Source organism: Arthrobacter sp. Sr33, assembly GCF_054511195.1.
Genome location: NZ_JBTNDD010000006.1, coordinates 39,619 through 53,433, shown reverse-complemented (window position 1 = coordinate 53,433; position 13,815 = coordinate 39,619). Strand labels below are relative to the sequence as shown.

General features: G+C 62.7%; 13 protein-coding genes. 7 read left to right on the top strand and 6 right to left on the bottom strand.

The genetic code is table 11. The features are described from left to right. Positions 1-15 precede the first annotated feature (15 nt). The 4 genes from ACX80T_RS09605 to ACX80T_RS09590 all read right to left on the bottom strand — a co-directional run bounded on the left by ACX80T_RS09605 (position 16) and on the right by ACX80T_RS09590 (position 4,527). Entirely contained in the window at positions 16-273 is a 258-nt protein-coding gene (locus tag ACX80T_RS09605) for a metal-sensitive transcriptional regulator (RefSeq protein ID WP_019482467.1), read from the bottom strand. Between the two features lie 86 nt (positions 274-359). Continuing rightward, positions 360-1,886 (bottom strand): carboxyl transferase domain-containing protein, encoded by a 1,527-nt coding sequence (locus tag ACX80T_RS09600; protein ID WP_019482468.1) that lies wholly within the window; start codon positions 1,884-1,886, stop codon positions 360-362. A gap of 1 nt (position 1,887) precedes the next feature. Beyond that, positions 1,888-3,102 carry a CaiB/BaiF CoA transferase family protein gene (locus ACX80T_RS09595; RefSeq protein ID WP_019482469.1) on the bottom strand — a complete coding sequence of 405 codons (1,215 nt, stop codon included), beginning with the start codon at positions 3,100-3,102 and terminating at the stop codon, positions 1,888-1,890. A 48-nt stretch (positions 3,103-3,150) separates the two neighbouring features. Further along, positions 3,151-4,527 (bottom strand): SLC13 family permease, encoded by a 1,377-nt coding sequence (locus ACX80T_RS09590; protein ID WP_019482470.1) that lies wholly within the window; start codon positions 4,525-4,527, stop codon positions 3,151-3,153. Positions 4,528-4,674: 147 nt separating this feature from the next. Between ACX80T_RS09590 and ACX80T_RS09585 the strand changes: the two genes are divergently transcribed. The 3 genes from ACX80T_RS09585 to ACX80T_RS09575 all read left to right on the top strand — a co-directional run bounded on the left by ACX80T_RS09585 (position 4,675) and on the right by ACX80T_RS09575 (position 6,897). Then, on the top strand, positions 4,675-5,376 hold the full coding sequence (locus ACX80T_RS09585; RefSeq protein WP_019482471.1) for a FadR/GntR family transcriptional regulator: 702 nt from the start codon (positions 4,675-4,677) through the stop codon (positions 5,374-5,376). 108 nt (positions 5,377-5,484) lie between these two features. Then, a complete protein-coding gene (locus ACX80T_RS09580) occupies positions 5,485-6,348 on the top strand; it encodes a universal stress protein (protein WP_019482472.1) in 864 nt (287 codons plus the stop codon). Between the two features lie 81 nt (positions 6,349-6,429). Beyond that, entirely contained in the window at positions 6,430-6,897 is a 468-nt protein-coding gene (locus tag ACX80T_RS09575; protein WP_019482473.1) for a pyridoxamine 5'-phosphate oxidase family protein, read from the top strand. A gap of 42 nt (positions 6,898-6,939) precedes the next feature. Here ACX80T_RS09575 and ppsA read toward each other — a convergent pair whose 3' ends face one another. Further along, the gene (ppsA, locus tag ACX80T_RS09570; RefSeq protein ID WP_116778107.1) at positions 6,940-9,381 is read right to left on the bottom strand and encodes a phosphoenolpyruvate synthase; all 2,442 of its coding nucleotides are present in this window, start codon (positions 9,379-9,381) and stop codon (positions 6,940-6,942) included. A gap of 119 nt (positions 9,382-9,500) precedes the next feature. Here ppsA and ACX80T_RS09565 point away from each other — a divergent pair, with 119 nt between their 5' ends. From ACX80T_RS09565 to ACX80T_RS09550, 4 genes are all read left to right on the top strand, one after another. Further along, on the top strand, positions 9,501-9,971 hold the full coding sequence (locus ACX80T_RS09565; RefSeq protein ID WP_026041028.1) for a GyrI-like domain-containing protein: 471 nt from the start codon (positions 9,501-9,503) through the stop codon (positions 9,969-9,971). Positions 9,972-10,108: 137 nt separating this feature from the next. Next, positions 10,109-11,071 carry an ABC transporter ATP-binding protein gene (locus tag ACX80T_RS09560; RefSeq protein ID WP_019482475.1) on the top strand — a complete coding sequence of 321 codons (963 nt, stop codon included), beginning with the start codon at positions 10,109-10,111 and terminating at the stop codon, positions 11,069-11,071. Position 11,072: 1 nt separating this feature from the next. Beyond that, entirely contained in the window at positions 11,073-12,245 is a 1,173-nt protein-coding gene (locus tag ACX80T_RS09555; RefSeq protein WP_459304265.1) for an ABC transporter permease, read from the top strand. Further along, a complete protein-coding gene (locus ACX80T_RS09550) occupies positions 12,242-13,408 on the top strand; it encodes an ABC transporter permease (protein ID WP_024477453.1) in 1,167 nt (388 codons plus the stop codon). Before ACX80T_RS09555 ends, ACX80T_RS09550 begins: the two co-directional genes overlap by 4 nt. Here ACX80T_RS09550 and ACX80T_RS09545 read toward each other — a convergent pair. Continuing rightward, positions 13,405-13,758, bottom strand: coding sequence for a hypothetical protein (locus ACX80T_RS09545; protein ID WP_019482478.1), 354 nt, complete (start codon positions 13,756-13,758; stop codon positions 13,405-13,407). The genes ACX80T_RS09550 and ACX80T_RS09545 overlap by 4 nt on opposite strands. Positions 13,759-13,815 lie beyond the last annotated feature (57 nt).

Here is a 13,815-nt window from a genome sequence, read left to right as displayed (position 1 = left end):
GACGTGCAGGGCCGGTTAGGCGAGGGACAGGAACAACTTTTCGAGATCTTTTTTGTCCATGGTGGCGTCGTCGCTGGTAAGACATTGCTCCAGCCCGGTGGCAATGATCGCGAACCCTGCACGGTCCAAAGCCTTCGACACGGCAGCCAACTGGGTGATGACGTCCTTGCAGTCCTTACCCTCCTCGAGCATGCGGGTGACAGCAGCCAATTGGCCCTGCGCGCGCTTGAGGCGGTTGATGACTGGGGTCAGCTCTGAGGTGTCGAGTTGCATGGTCGTCTCCAGGTTGTGGGTGTCGATTCAGCGTACCCCACCGGGTGTTTCCCACCGCACTTGAGAAGCGTACCCAGGCGTCCCTGCTAACCCGTCGGATCAGCCAATCGGGGCCCCAGATCGCGATACTTGGCGGCCCGCCGGGTCAGGAGGGTGTCAATGGATTCCCCTGCCAGAGACGACAGCTCGTACTCGATAGCTGCTCCCATCCGGAGGCAAAACGCCTTGGCTTCCTCGGCGGCGTCATCGCGCTCGTCCACCAGGTGGTCGACCAGCCCGTTGGCATGCAACGACGCTGCATTGACTCCTTGCGCTTCTGACAGCGCCGGCGCGAACTCGGTGCTCCGGTGCATGATCGCGCTGGCCCCCTCGGGTGGCAGCGGTGACAGCCAGGCGTGGTGGGCGGCGATGGTGCGGTCCGCAGGGAGGAGCGCCAGCGCTCCCCCGCCGGCGCCCTGTCCGAGCAGCACCGAAACCGTTGGTGACTGCAAGCCGATGAGGTCGTAAAGCGATCGGGCGATTTCGCCCGCAAGACCACCCTCCTCCGCCTCTCTGGACAGTGCGGCGCCAGCGGTATCAATCACGGTCAGCAATGGCAGGCCAAGTTCTTCGGCCAGTTTCATGCCTCGTCGCGCCTCGCGCAGCGACGCAGGACCCATTGAGCTTTCCGGTGCCACCCGGGACCTGTTATGGCCCAACACCACGCACGATTGGTGGCCGAAACGGGCAAGCGCCAACTGGAGACCGGGGTCCTTTTCGCCCTGGCCAGTGCCGTTGAGCGGCAGTACATCCTGGGCGGCCCAGCTGAGCAGTCTTCGCAGATCGGGGCGACGCCGGTTGCGGGAAATCTCGATGGAGGTCCAGGCGTCCACCGGGGAGGGTACGACGTCGAGGGTCGCCGGAGGTGGCACCGGTGCTGTTGCTTGCTGCGTCAGAACGTTCAGCGCGCGGTCAACGATTTCGGGGAGCAGCTCCGGAGGGACGACCGCATCAATGAGCCCCTTGTCGTACAGGTTCTCGGAGATCTGCACGTTCTCGGGGAACGGGGTGCCATACAGCGCCTCGTAGACCCGCGGGCCAAGGAAGCCGAGCAACGCGCCAGGTTCAGCGACGGTCACGTGGCCGAGGGAGCCCCAGGACGCCATGACGCCGCCGGTGGTCGGGTGCCGCAGATACACCAGGTACGGCAACCGCGCCCGCCGGTGGGTGCGCACGGCAGCCGAAATCTTCACCATCGACAGGAACGCGAGGGTGCCCTCCTGCATCCTGGTGCCGCCGGATGCGGGCCCGGCGAGCAACGGAAGTTCCTCCCGGGTGGCCCGTTCGACTGCCTCGACAATCCGATTGGCGGCCGCCAGCCCGATGGAACCGGCAAGGAACCGGAACTCGGAGACGATCACTGCCACGCGGCGGCCGCGGATCAGGCCCTCGCCGGTGATGACCGACTCGTCCACGCCGCTCTTCTCCCGGGCGGCCTGCAGCTCCCGCTCGTACCCCGCGTCCGGGTGCGGGCCGGGCACAGGTTTATCCCAGGCGGTGAAGGTACCCGGATCAAGAACCACGTCAATCAGTTCCGCTGCCGTGAGATGGCGCACCGGCTGGGTCGTCGTCATGCTAGGAGTCCTTCGCCAGCGCGTCGTCCAGCCAGCGCCGGATGTCGGCACCATCCTGGTCCAGCAGCGGAGGCGCGGTGTGGCTTGAGTTGGTGGTCTCCTGCTCGGAGCCATCGAAGAACCGCAACGGGGGGCCGGGGAGGCTGACCTTGCCCAGCAACTGGTGCTCGACGTCGATCAGCAGGCCCTGCGACTTCACCTGCTCCCACTCGTACACCTCATCGAGGGACCGGACCTTGCCCGCCGGAATGCCGGCTTCGTTGAGCTTTGCCAGCAGGGGCTCCGACTCGTACGCGGCGAAAGCCTGTTCGATCTCGCCGATCAGCAGGTCGCGGTTACGCACACGATCACCGTTGCTGGCGAACTCGGCGCGGTCGGCGTCGAGCCCGAAGGTTGTGGCGAACTTTTGCCACAGCTTCTCGCTGCCGACGCTGATCTGGACCTTCCCGGCGTCGCAGTTGAAGAGGCCGTAGGGTGCGATGGACGGGTGGTGGTTGCCCTGCGCCTTCGGCACCTCGCCGGCGACAGTGGTCCTGGTGCCCTGGAACGCGTGGACACCGACCAGCGCGGCAAGCAGCGAGGTCCGAACCACCTGGCCCTTGCCGGTTTTTTCCCTTTCCAGCAGTGCCGCCAGGGCGCCGTACGCCCCGTACATCCCGGAGAGGAGGTCAGCGATCGGCACACCGACGCGTTGCGGGTCATCCGGGCTGGGCCCGGTGAGTGACATCAGGCCTGCCTCGCCCTGCAGGATTTGGTCGTACCCGCTCCGGCTGGATTCTGGTCCGTCGTGCCCGAACCCGGTGATGGAGAGGACGACCAGGCGGGGGTTGAGCTGGTGCATTGCTTCGGTCGAGAATCCCAGGCGGTCCAGGACACCCGGCCGGAAGTTTTCGACGACGACGTCGGCCCGTTCCAGCAGGGCGGTCAGGACCTTCTTCCCGTCGTCGCTCTTCAGATCCAGGGCGATCGATTCCTTGTTCCGGTTACAGGACAGGAAATATGTGGCCTGCGGGTTGTCCTCGGGCCCCACGAAGGGTGGGCCCCAGCCGCGGGTGTCATCGCCGGAACCGGGGTTCTCCACTTTGATCACGCGGGCACCAAGGTCGGCCAGCATCATTGCAGCGTGGGGTCCGGCCAGGGCGCGGCTAAGGTCCACCACGAGGGTGCCGGCGAGTGGGCCGGACCGCTCTGCGGGGCTGGTAATAACGTCGGTCATGGTGATCTTTTTCCTTTCAGTGGGGTGTCCGGTTCCGGCGTTCAGGGCCTAGAGCCAGCCCGGCACCACGAGGACCAGCCAGGCGACCAGCGGTCCGACGACGACGATGATGCCGCCGTAGGCGAGGATCTGCTTGTAGAAGCGGTCCCTGTCAGTGCCCTCGGGGGCGTTGGCAAGTACCAACGCACCGTTGGTGGAGAACGGGGAAACGTCAACCACGGTGGAGGCGATGGACAGGGCGGCGATGACGCCGATCGCTCCGATTTCACCGGATTCCAGGAACGGGATGGCTAGCGGAATCAGCGCGGCGAGGATCGCCGTGGAGGAGGCGAACGCGGAGACGACTGCACCGATGTAGCAGATCAGCAGGGCAGCGAGCAACGGCATGCCGAGGCTGGCGACACCGTCGGACACGTATTCGATGGTTCCGGCTTCCTGCAGGACACCCACAAAGGTGAGCATGCCGCAGATCAGGAGCACCGTTGACCAGCTGATTTTTTCGACCGCACCCTTTTGGGACCGTGGAGAGATCAAGGCGAGGGCGACGGCGATGGTGATGGCAACGAAGCCGACGTCGACCTTGAAGCCCAGCGCCACGACGGCGAGGACGATCAGACCGGCGATGGTGGCGAACTGCGCGAGAGTCTGCTTGTTCTCGGTGCCGACGGCGCCGTCGCTGGCTGGCTTGGCTTTGCCCTTGAGCGAGTCGGTGCCCGACCCGGTACCGCGGAAGTCGACGTCGGCACCCGAGGCGCGAGCGCCCACGCTGGCGTGCATCCGGGCATCGGCTGCGTTTTCGACGAACTGCTCGACCCGGGCGGAGAACAGTTTCCGGCCACCGAGAACCAGGAACAGGACGACGGCGATGAGGAAGTTGAAGATGAGGCTGGAGAGGAAGAGTGCCATGGGGCTGTAGTCGAAGCCGGTGTCGGCGACAATGCCGTTGACGATGACGCCGTAGACGGCGATGGGCGAGAAGCCGCCGGCCTGTGCGCCGTGCACCACCATCATGCCCATCAGCAGCGGGCTGATCTTGTGCTTGGCCGCGAAACCGAGCGCGACGGGTGCCATGATTGCTACGGCTGCGGGGCCGAGCGCGCCGACGGCGGTGATGACGCCCGTGATGACGAACATGATCCACGGGATCAGGGCCACCCGGCTGCGGACAAGTTTGACCGCTCCGCTGACCAGGAGGTCGATCGTGCCGTTGTTTTGGGCGATCGCAAAGAGATAGGTGACGCCAACCAGGGTGAGGAACAGGCCGCCGGGGAAGTTGGCAATGATGTCATCGGTTTCCATGCCGAGGAAGACTGCACCCAGCAGGAAAGCGCCAACAAAGGCGAGGGCACCCATATTGACGGGCAGCAAGGTAGCGATGAGGAACATCGCTGCCAGGATGATGATTGAGAGGAGTGGGACGGACATAGGTCTTCTTTCGCCAGTGAAAGTGTGATGTGACGCACGTTACCGGCGCACTGGACTAGACTGTTAGACACTGATCCATTTGTCAATTGTGACCTGCTCGCCCCCTAAACTGGCATGACATCTCCCCACTGACGTTGAGGACCGCTGATGAACGCACTGCCCGACCCACGGCAGCTTGGCCGCGCACCCCGGCCACGACTCTATGAGCAGCTGGTCGAGCAGATCCTCGTCTACATCGAGGACGCCCAACTGGGGCCCGGTGATCTCCTGCCCGCTGAGCGAATCCTTGCCGAACAACTAGGAGTTTCGCGGGCGACACTGGCTCAGGCGCTGGTGGCCCTCGAAGTGCTGGGCGTAATCGATGTGCAGCACGGCACGGGGGCGGTGCTGGTGTATCGGCCGAGCTTGGCAACGGTGATCAGGAAGCTACGTGAGCATCAGACCAGGCTGCCCGAGATCACCGAAGCACGCAGCACCCTCGAGGTGAAACTGGCCGCCCTTGCCGCTTCCCGGCGGACCGCAGCAGACCTGGCGGCTATTGACGCTGCCCTTGAAGCAATGGCCACCGAGGTGACGGCGGGCGGTCGGGGCACCCAGGGTGATGAGTCGTTCCATCAGGCGGTCACCTCCGCCGCCCACTCCCCCGTGCTGGCCCAACTGATGGCGTTCATCGCGGAGATGGTATTGGAGACCCGGATTGAGTCACTGAGTCAGCCGGGGCGGCCCGAACAGTCACTGAAGTCGCATCGGATCATCGCCGAGGCGATCCGTTCCGGGAACCCGACGGCGGCCGCGGCGGCGATGCAGTCACACATCGATCTGGTCTCTGATGTGGCTTTGCTGAAGTAGTGCTCCCAGCTGCCCCTTCGGATCACGGTACTCGTGACTTTGGGCCCTATCGGGTTGTGGTGCGGTGCAGGACAGTAGGTCTCCTAACCATCGCGCTGGGAGGCCACCATGGAATCGTCAAAACCGATAGCCGTTGCAACCACTGATAATGCTCGTGGTCAGGCGGCGGTGACCTGGGCAGCCGCTCGCGCCGATCGTTATGGAGTGCCGCTGATTATTCTGCACGTCGTTGACGACCGCTGGGTCACCGAGGCGATTCCCTGGACGGAGAGCCTGATGGACAACGGGCAGAAGCTGCTGGAAACCGCGGCACAACGTGTCCGCGGGAGCACCGGCGTCGACATCACCACCAAGCTGCTGGAGGGCAGTGTCGCTGGGGCGCTCGGCGAATTCTCGGCCAACGCGTCAATGCTGGTGGTTGGCTCCGGCAGCGCCCACCTGGGTGGCACGCTCACGGATAGGGCTCTGCAGATCGCGGCAACCGCCACCTGCCCAGTCGCAGTCATTGGGGATCATGCGGGAAACGGGAAGGGAGTTGTTGTTGGCGTCGACGGTTCGGAGGAATCCACCCAGGCGGTCGCCTTTGCCGCAGCCGAAGCCGACCGGAATGGCCAGGAATTAATTGTGGTGTATTCCCTGAACACGCCGAACCATCTCCTCGACAAGGGCCTCCTTTCGCCCAGCCTCGACAAAGCCCTCGAAGAGGAGGAACAGGTCGTGTTGTCTGAAACCGTTTCGGGCGTCCGGGAGGACTACCCGGGGCTTCTCGTGCGAAAGGTGATGGTGACCGACGCCAAACCCGCGGCGGCCCTGGTTCAGACAGCAGCCGGCGCCCACCTACTTGTGATCGGGAGTCGCGGTCGGGGAGGCTTCAGGCGGCTACTGCTGGGCTCGACTGCCCACGGGGTGCTTGGTCATCTGCCCTGTCCCACGGTGATTACCCCGATTCATAAAGTTAAGCATGACGACTAGGCGGCTGGCAGCGGCCAACTCACTCGTTGAAGGGTCTTTGGGCCCTAGGAGTTGGCCGCAGATCGATCTAGGCTCGGGGTCATGACTACCGGCGCTGAAATACCCAGGACCACTACCCTTTCCCCTGAAGAATGCTGGGAACTCTTCCGACGAGGTTCGATCGGCCGGCTAGCAGTCTGGGCCAACGAGCAGCCCGAGATTTTCCCCATCAACTACAGAATCGACGGCGGGGATTTCATCTTTCGGACAGGCCACGGTTCCAAGTTGGCCGCCGCTTTGGGCCAGCGGGTTGCACTGGAGGCGGACGGAGTAGACAAGGAGGGGGTTATCGCCTGGAGTGTCGTTGTTAAAGGTCCCGCGTACAGGCTGGACCGCACTCCGGAGGTGCTCAACTCTGTGGGCCGTCTGCTCGTTCCCTGGGAGGCCGGCAAGAAGGATCATTTTGTTCGAATCGTTCCCGAAAGCATCAGCGGGCGACGGTTCCGAATCGCTGCGCCGCTCGCCTGGGGCGGTCGGTTGGATGACGCTATGCGTGCTGGGCTGGAATAAGCGCCCCTAGGCTGGAATAAGCGCCCATAAGCCCGCGCTGCCCTACTGCCCTGTCTGGCGGTTCTGACCTGTCTGGCGTTTCGAAGCTACTCGTGACTTCTCTGCCTCGGCGATGACCTGGACTGTGCGGAGAAAAGTATCGGGGTTCAGCGAGATTGAGTCGATCCCCTGCTCGACCAGGAACGCCGCGAAATCCTCGTGGTCGCTTGGTCCCTGTCCACAAATGCCGATCTTTATTCCCGCCGCGTGAGCTTTGTCGATGGCACGCGAGATCATCCACTTGACGGCCTCGTCTCGTTCGTCAAACAGTTGTGCCAAATGCTCCGAATCGCGGTCGACGCCAAGGACCAGTTGTGTCAGATCATTGGAACCGATCGAAAACCCGTCAAAGTGCCGGGCGAACTCCGAGGCAAGAATAACGTTTGACGGTATTTCGCACATCATGTAGATCTGCAGTCCTTCGTCCCCCCGGACCAGACCGTTCTCCGCCATTACCTCGATGACCAGCTCTGCTTCGCGGAGCGTGCGGCAGAACGGCACCATCACCAGGACGTTCGCAAAGCCAAGCTGCTCGCGGACCCGCTTGATTGCGCGGCATTCAAGCGCAAATCCTTCCCGGTAACGCTCGTCATAGTAGCGCGAGGACCCGCGGAACCCCAGCATCGGATTCTCTTCTGCGGTCTCAAAATAGCTTCCACCAATCAGATGGGCGTACTCGTTGCTTTTGAAGTCGCTGAGCCTGACGATGACCGGGCCCGGGTAATAAGGTGCTGCGATTTTTGCGATGCCCCGTGAGAGAACGTCAACGAAGTATTCAAGCAAAGTGTCATGACCGCGGGTGAGCTGTCTGATCTGCGCCATCTCGTCGGGATCAGTCACCAATTCCGGGTGAACAAGTGCCATCGGATGGATACGAATGAGGTTGTTGATAATGAATTCCATCCGTGCCAGGCCAACGCCTGCCGCCGGGAGCCGCCACCATTGGAAGGCAGCGGCGGGGCTGGCGATATTGACCATGACCGCGGTGTTGGTCTCCGGCAGGGCGCCGAGGTCAACTTCCTCCACCTCAAAGGCGAGCGTTCCCTCGTACACTCCCCCATCCTCACCGCCAGCACACGAGATGGTAATCGCCGATCCATCCTCAAGCAGCGAGGTTCCGTTCCCGGTACCCACCACGGCTGGTACGCCCAATTCCCGGCTGACAATCGCCGCATGGCTGGTGGGACCGCCATGATCGGTCACGATCCCCGCCGCCCGTTTCATCACCGGTACCCAATCCGGATCGGTCATCCTGGTGACCAGAATGGCGCCGTCCCGAAACTTGTCGATGTCCTGCGCATCAAGCACAACACAGGCGTCGCCGTGTGCGATTGCCTCGCCAATGGCCGCGCCTGAGAGGAGACGCCGCCCCGACTCCCGCAGGTGATACACGTTGAACGTGGTTTCGCTGCGTTGCGCCTGAACGGTCTCCGGGCGGGCCTGGACCATGAAGAGCTCCCCGGTTGATCCGTCCTTGGCCCACTCCATATCCATCGGCCGCTCGTAATGCTCTTCCACCGAGACAGCCCAGCGGGCCAGCGTCAGGATCTCGTGGTCGGAAAGTACAATTGACTCCCGCTCCAGATCGGTCGTTTCTATCGTCCGCGTGCGTGCGTGCCCACCGCGGCTGTACACCATTTTTCGTTCCTTGGAGCCCACCGTCTTCTCGATGATCGGAACAAAGTGGGGTGTGGCAAGCAACGGCTTGAAGACCTGGTATTTATCCGGGTTGATACTTCCCTGAACGACAGTCTCTCCCAGGCCCCAGGCTGCGCTGATCACCACGCTGCGCGGAAAACCTGACTCCGTGTCGATGGAAAACATCACCCCCGACGCACCAAGATCCGAACGCACCATCAGCTGCACGCCGATCGACAGGGCGACGCTCACATGGTCGAATCCCTTCATCTCCCGGTAGCTGATCGCCCGATCGGTGAACAACGAGGCGAAACACCGTCTGCAGGCTTCAAGGAGTTCGCGTTCTCCCGAAATGTTCAAAAACGTCTCCTGCTGACCTGCGAAGCTTGCGTCGGGGAGGTCCTCTGCCGTCGCACTGCTACGCACTGCCACCGAGGCTGACGGCCTGCCGGTCCGGGAAGACAGCGCCCGATAGTGCCCAGTGATCTCGGCGGCGATGTCTGCAGGAAATTCGCCTTCCAGTATCAATGCCCGAATGGTCTCTCCTGCTTCCCGCAACGTCGACTCGCCAGCATGATACCGGTTGACCGTGTCACGAATGCCGGGTTCAATGCCGTTGACGGCGATGAAGGCCCGGTAGGCCGACGCAGTAGTGGCGAAACCGTCGGGGACCCGCACACCCGACCCGAGGAGGGAACGCGTGAGCTCGCCGAGTGACGCGTTCTTACCTCCGACCGAAGGCACGTCAGCTATTCCCACGTCTTGCAGCCACACCACGTACACGTCTGCACTCGCTGTTGAAGTCATGGCTCCATCTTGGCGAGCCAGACCCGGCAGAAGCAGAGTCTAAAGTCCCGCCAGCAACCCTGCCTGAATAGGGTCGTAAGGCCCTGTCACCGCTAACTCCCGGCCGACACCCTATTGGAATGAGTGACAATGCACCCCAACCCACAAAAGTTCATACCCTGGAACAACCTGTTGCAGTGGTTCGCGAGCGTGTTCCGATGGACTCGCTCACTGACTTCTTCGGTCGTGCATTCCATCGGGTAATGGCCGCGACCCAGACGCAGGGCACCAACCCTGCCGGTCCACCCTTCGCTCTTTACCATGGGATGCCGAGCGAGACCATCGACGTGGAGGCTGGGTTCCCGATCGCAGGACACTTCGCAGAAGCCGACGGAGTGTCGCAGTCGGTGTTACCCGAGACCGATGCCTTTGAGGCCATCCATGTTGGTCCGTTCGACACCCTTGGCCAAACCTACGAGCTCCTTCAGGCCGCAATTGAGTCGGCGGGCCTCACCCCCGCGGATATCGCCTGGGAGTCCTATTTAACTGATCCGGAGGCGGAGCCCGACCCGTCAAAGTGGATCACCAAAGTTGTCTGGCCAGTGGCCTAAGTGGTTCCCTCCCCACCCGAGGCTCACCTCATGAACGTTCTTGTTGCCTACGCGACCTGGCACGGCTCAGTAATTTTGGGCAGTGCAGCCCATCTGACCCGCCGGCTGACATCGGCCAACGATCCCGTGGAACCGTCATGACGGCCGCCAGCCAGCTTCAGAGCGCTCCAATCCTGGGAGTGAACTCCCTGGTGAAGCGCTATGACAACCACACCGTTGTCAACGACGTCTCCTTCCACATTGAAGCCGGCGAAACGTATGGGCTCTTGGGCCCCAACGGCGCAGGTAAAACGACAATCATTTCAATGGTGGCGGGACTGATCCCTGCCGACTCCGGATCGGTCGAACTCATGGGTGCGGTCATGACGCCGACCAGCACCCGGGTAAAAGGGCACATTGGGCTCGTCCCTCAGGAACTTGCCATTTACCCGGATCTGACGGCCAAAGAGAATCTGATGTTCTTTGGCCGGTTGCAAGGGCTTGGGGGGAAGGAACTGAGGCAGCGGACGGACCTGGTCCTGAACCTTATTGGCCTCGGCGACCGTGCGCGAGAGCAGACCAAGAAATTCTCCGGCGGGATGAAACGCAGGTTGAACATTGGCATCGGCCTGCTCCACCGACCCACCCTGCTGATTTTGGATGAGCCAACCGTGGGGGTAGACCCACAGTCGCGCAATTCCATCCTGGAATCCGTTGAGACTCTTGCCTCGGAGGGAATGGCTGTCCTGTACACCACCCACTATATGGAGGAAGCCGAACGGCTCTGCGACCGGATCGCGATCATCGATCAGGGCCGGATTCAGGCGGAGGGCACCCGGAATCAGTTGGTCGAACTGACCGGCGGGGTGGACCGCATCGATCTGCGCGGCACCGGCAGCACCAGTAACGCAGCCACGGCGCTGCGGCAGCTCCCGGGCGTACAACAGGTCGATAGTGGTCCCTCAAACCTGCTGTTGACCGTCCACAACGGGCCAGGTCTTTTGGCACCCATTGTGGCCGAGGCCGGCGGTGCGGGAATGGCGCTGACTTCGGTGGAGATCGTCAGGCCCGATCTGGAATCGGTCTTCCTGCACCTCACCGGCAAAGCCCTGCGGGATTGATGTGCGCGGGCTCAGGACCATGGTCTCCAATGACCTCAGGCTGCGGATCCGGGACCGGTCGGTGTTCATCTTCTCCCTCCTCGTTCCGTTGGCCTTGATGGGGGTTCTGAACCTCTCCTTTGGAGGTGGCGGAACGGACAGCGTCGACTTGCAGCCCGCCGTCGTCGTCGCAAGTTCTGAAAACAGCGGCCAGCTCGGGGAAGCGCTCCTCGAGGCCCTCGATACCCTCCCCATGATGGACGTCACCGTCACCAGGGTGGCTGCCGACGAGGTCAGCGGCGAAACAAGGGATACCGGGGCTGAGCTGGGGCTCATCCTGCCGGAAGGGTTCACGACTGCGGTAACTTCCGGGGAGGCCTCTACCGTCCAGGTCATCGAAGGTGATGTTGCAAGCATCGAAACCAATGTGCTGATCTCGGTGGTGGACGGGGTGCTTCAGCAGTTCGCTGCGGGCACCGTGACTGCCACGGCAGGCGGTATGGCCGGGCTTCCGGAGGACGAGCTAACCGGCCTGGCGCAACGGACAGCCGCTGGCCCGGCCGCCTTGACCCTTTCGGAAGGCCAGGCATCCGCCGAGCAACTGTCACTCAGCGGCTCACTAGTGGCTGGTCAGACCGGTTTGTTCCTGTTGTTCACCGTCGGGTTTGGTGTTCTGGGACTGCTGGCGGAGCGGGAAGGTGGCACCCTGACCAGGCTACGGTCAGCTCCCGTCGCTCCCGGTACCATCATCTGGGCGAAGGCCCTGGTCGGGTTCATTCTGGGGGTGGTTGCCTCGTCCATCCTGCTGACGGTCGGTAGCCTGTTGTTTGACGTCTCGTTTGGGTCCCCGGCTGTGGTGGGGCTCCTGATCCTGGCGGTTGCGGCGGCGGCAACGAGCCTGACCTTTGTCGTCGCGAAACTCGTGCGAAGCGCCGAACAGGCGAATGTCGCCCAATCGATCCTGGCCATGGTGCTGGGAGTCGCAGGCGGAGCCTTTTTTCCTTTGCAGACCTCAGGGATTGTCGCGACACTGATGGACTTTAACCCTATTTCAGCGTTCATTCGCGGACTCGGCATCACCTCCGGAGGCGGTGGGGTGGCGGACGTCGCTGTCCCCCTGGCGATCATGCTGGGATTTGCAGTCCTTGCCACCGTGATATCGCGCCTGCTGCCGGACCGGGGTGCCCGCTTGTGAAACACATCATGGGAATTGCCCTGGTAGAGGTTCAACGTTTCCTCCGGGACAGGTCGAACATCTTTTTTGTCTTCATTTTTCCTTTGCTCCTCATTCTGTTGCTCGGCTCCCAATTCGGGGCCAATAGCGGACGGTCCCAGGTGGCGCTGTCGGGCGGGTCCGGTACTGCCCTGGAAAGTGCTTTGAAGGTTCAGCTGGAAGAAGATGGCCTCCAGGTGTCGTTTGCCGGTGAGGAAACGGTGAAACAGCAGCTGGGCCGTGCCCGAATCGACGTCGGCATTTTCATCAGCGATGACGACGCCGCGGACTACTCCGCGGGTCAGGAGGCCGACCTCGAGGTGATATCAGCGTCGCAGGCCTCGGCACAGGCCGTACTGCAGGAGGTGCGGACGTCAGTCCAGACGGTCAGCACAGCACAGCTACAGCGATCGCTCCTCCAGGAAGCGGGCGTCAGCGCGGCCGAGGCGACCACCGCCCTGGAGCGGGCGGAAACTTCTGTGGTACCCCCCGGACTGGAAATCGTGGACACCGACGACGTATCGCAGGAATTTTTGGGCTTGGGACGGTTCGATCTGGGCGCCACCCAGCAACTTCTGCTTTTCGTCTTCCTGAGCTCCCTCACCGGGGCTGCGACCCTCATCAACGCGCGGCGTCTCGGGGTGATCTCCCGCGTGATGGCCGCCCCGGTGACAAGCTGGCAGGCTGTGGCGGGGCAGGCACTGGGACGGTTCGGCATTGCCGTTGTCCAGGGGGCGTACATCATGGTTGGCACTGCTGTGCTGTTTGGCGTGCAGTGGGGCGATCCGTGGTTGGCAGGACTCGTTTTGGCGTTCTTCTGTGCGGTCTCCGCTGCTGCAGCGATGGTGATCGGCTCGGTCATGGATAACGACAGCGCCGCCTCGGGAGTGGGCGTGGGCCTCGGTCTCGTGTTGGCCGGTCTGGGCGGCTCGATGGTGCCCCCGGAGTTCTTCTCCGACACCCTTCAGACAGTGTCCCGGGTGACCCCGCACCGGTGGGCTTACGACGCGTTCGCTGAGATCCAACGACATGAAGGCACGTTGACTGACATTCTTCCGCAGCTTGCGGTGCTCGCAGGGATGGCTGTGGCTTTGCTGACCCTCGGCTCCATCCTGCTACGGCGCAGCCTCAGCAGGGCGCTCTAGACCAGACGCGCGCGTGCAATATTCCGGGCGTGGGTCCAGACAGCAAAAAAGATCAGCGGCACATGGATTGCGGGCAGGTTGTGGGCGAACCACCTGGGTAGGTAGATATCGGTCACCGAACCGGTGGAATCGCCGAGGCGTTGGGCCAGTGGGGTGAGCGGACAATGAAACCCGTTGCCGGCAAAAACAACAAGCTCGCTGCCGACAACGGCTGCAGCGACTCCCGCCCGCTGGTCTGTCCTTCCCCGTAACCCGGAGTAAAGCAGGTAAACCATGCATGCTTCGATGGAGAACCAGGCGGCGGTATGGAAGGACTTGACCGCCCGTAAGGCCCGCTGGTGTTCAGCCATGGGTGGCTCCTTTCGCCCTCGTTGGCCTCCAGAGTGCACCCATCTGCGGCCAAGTGG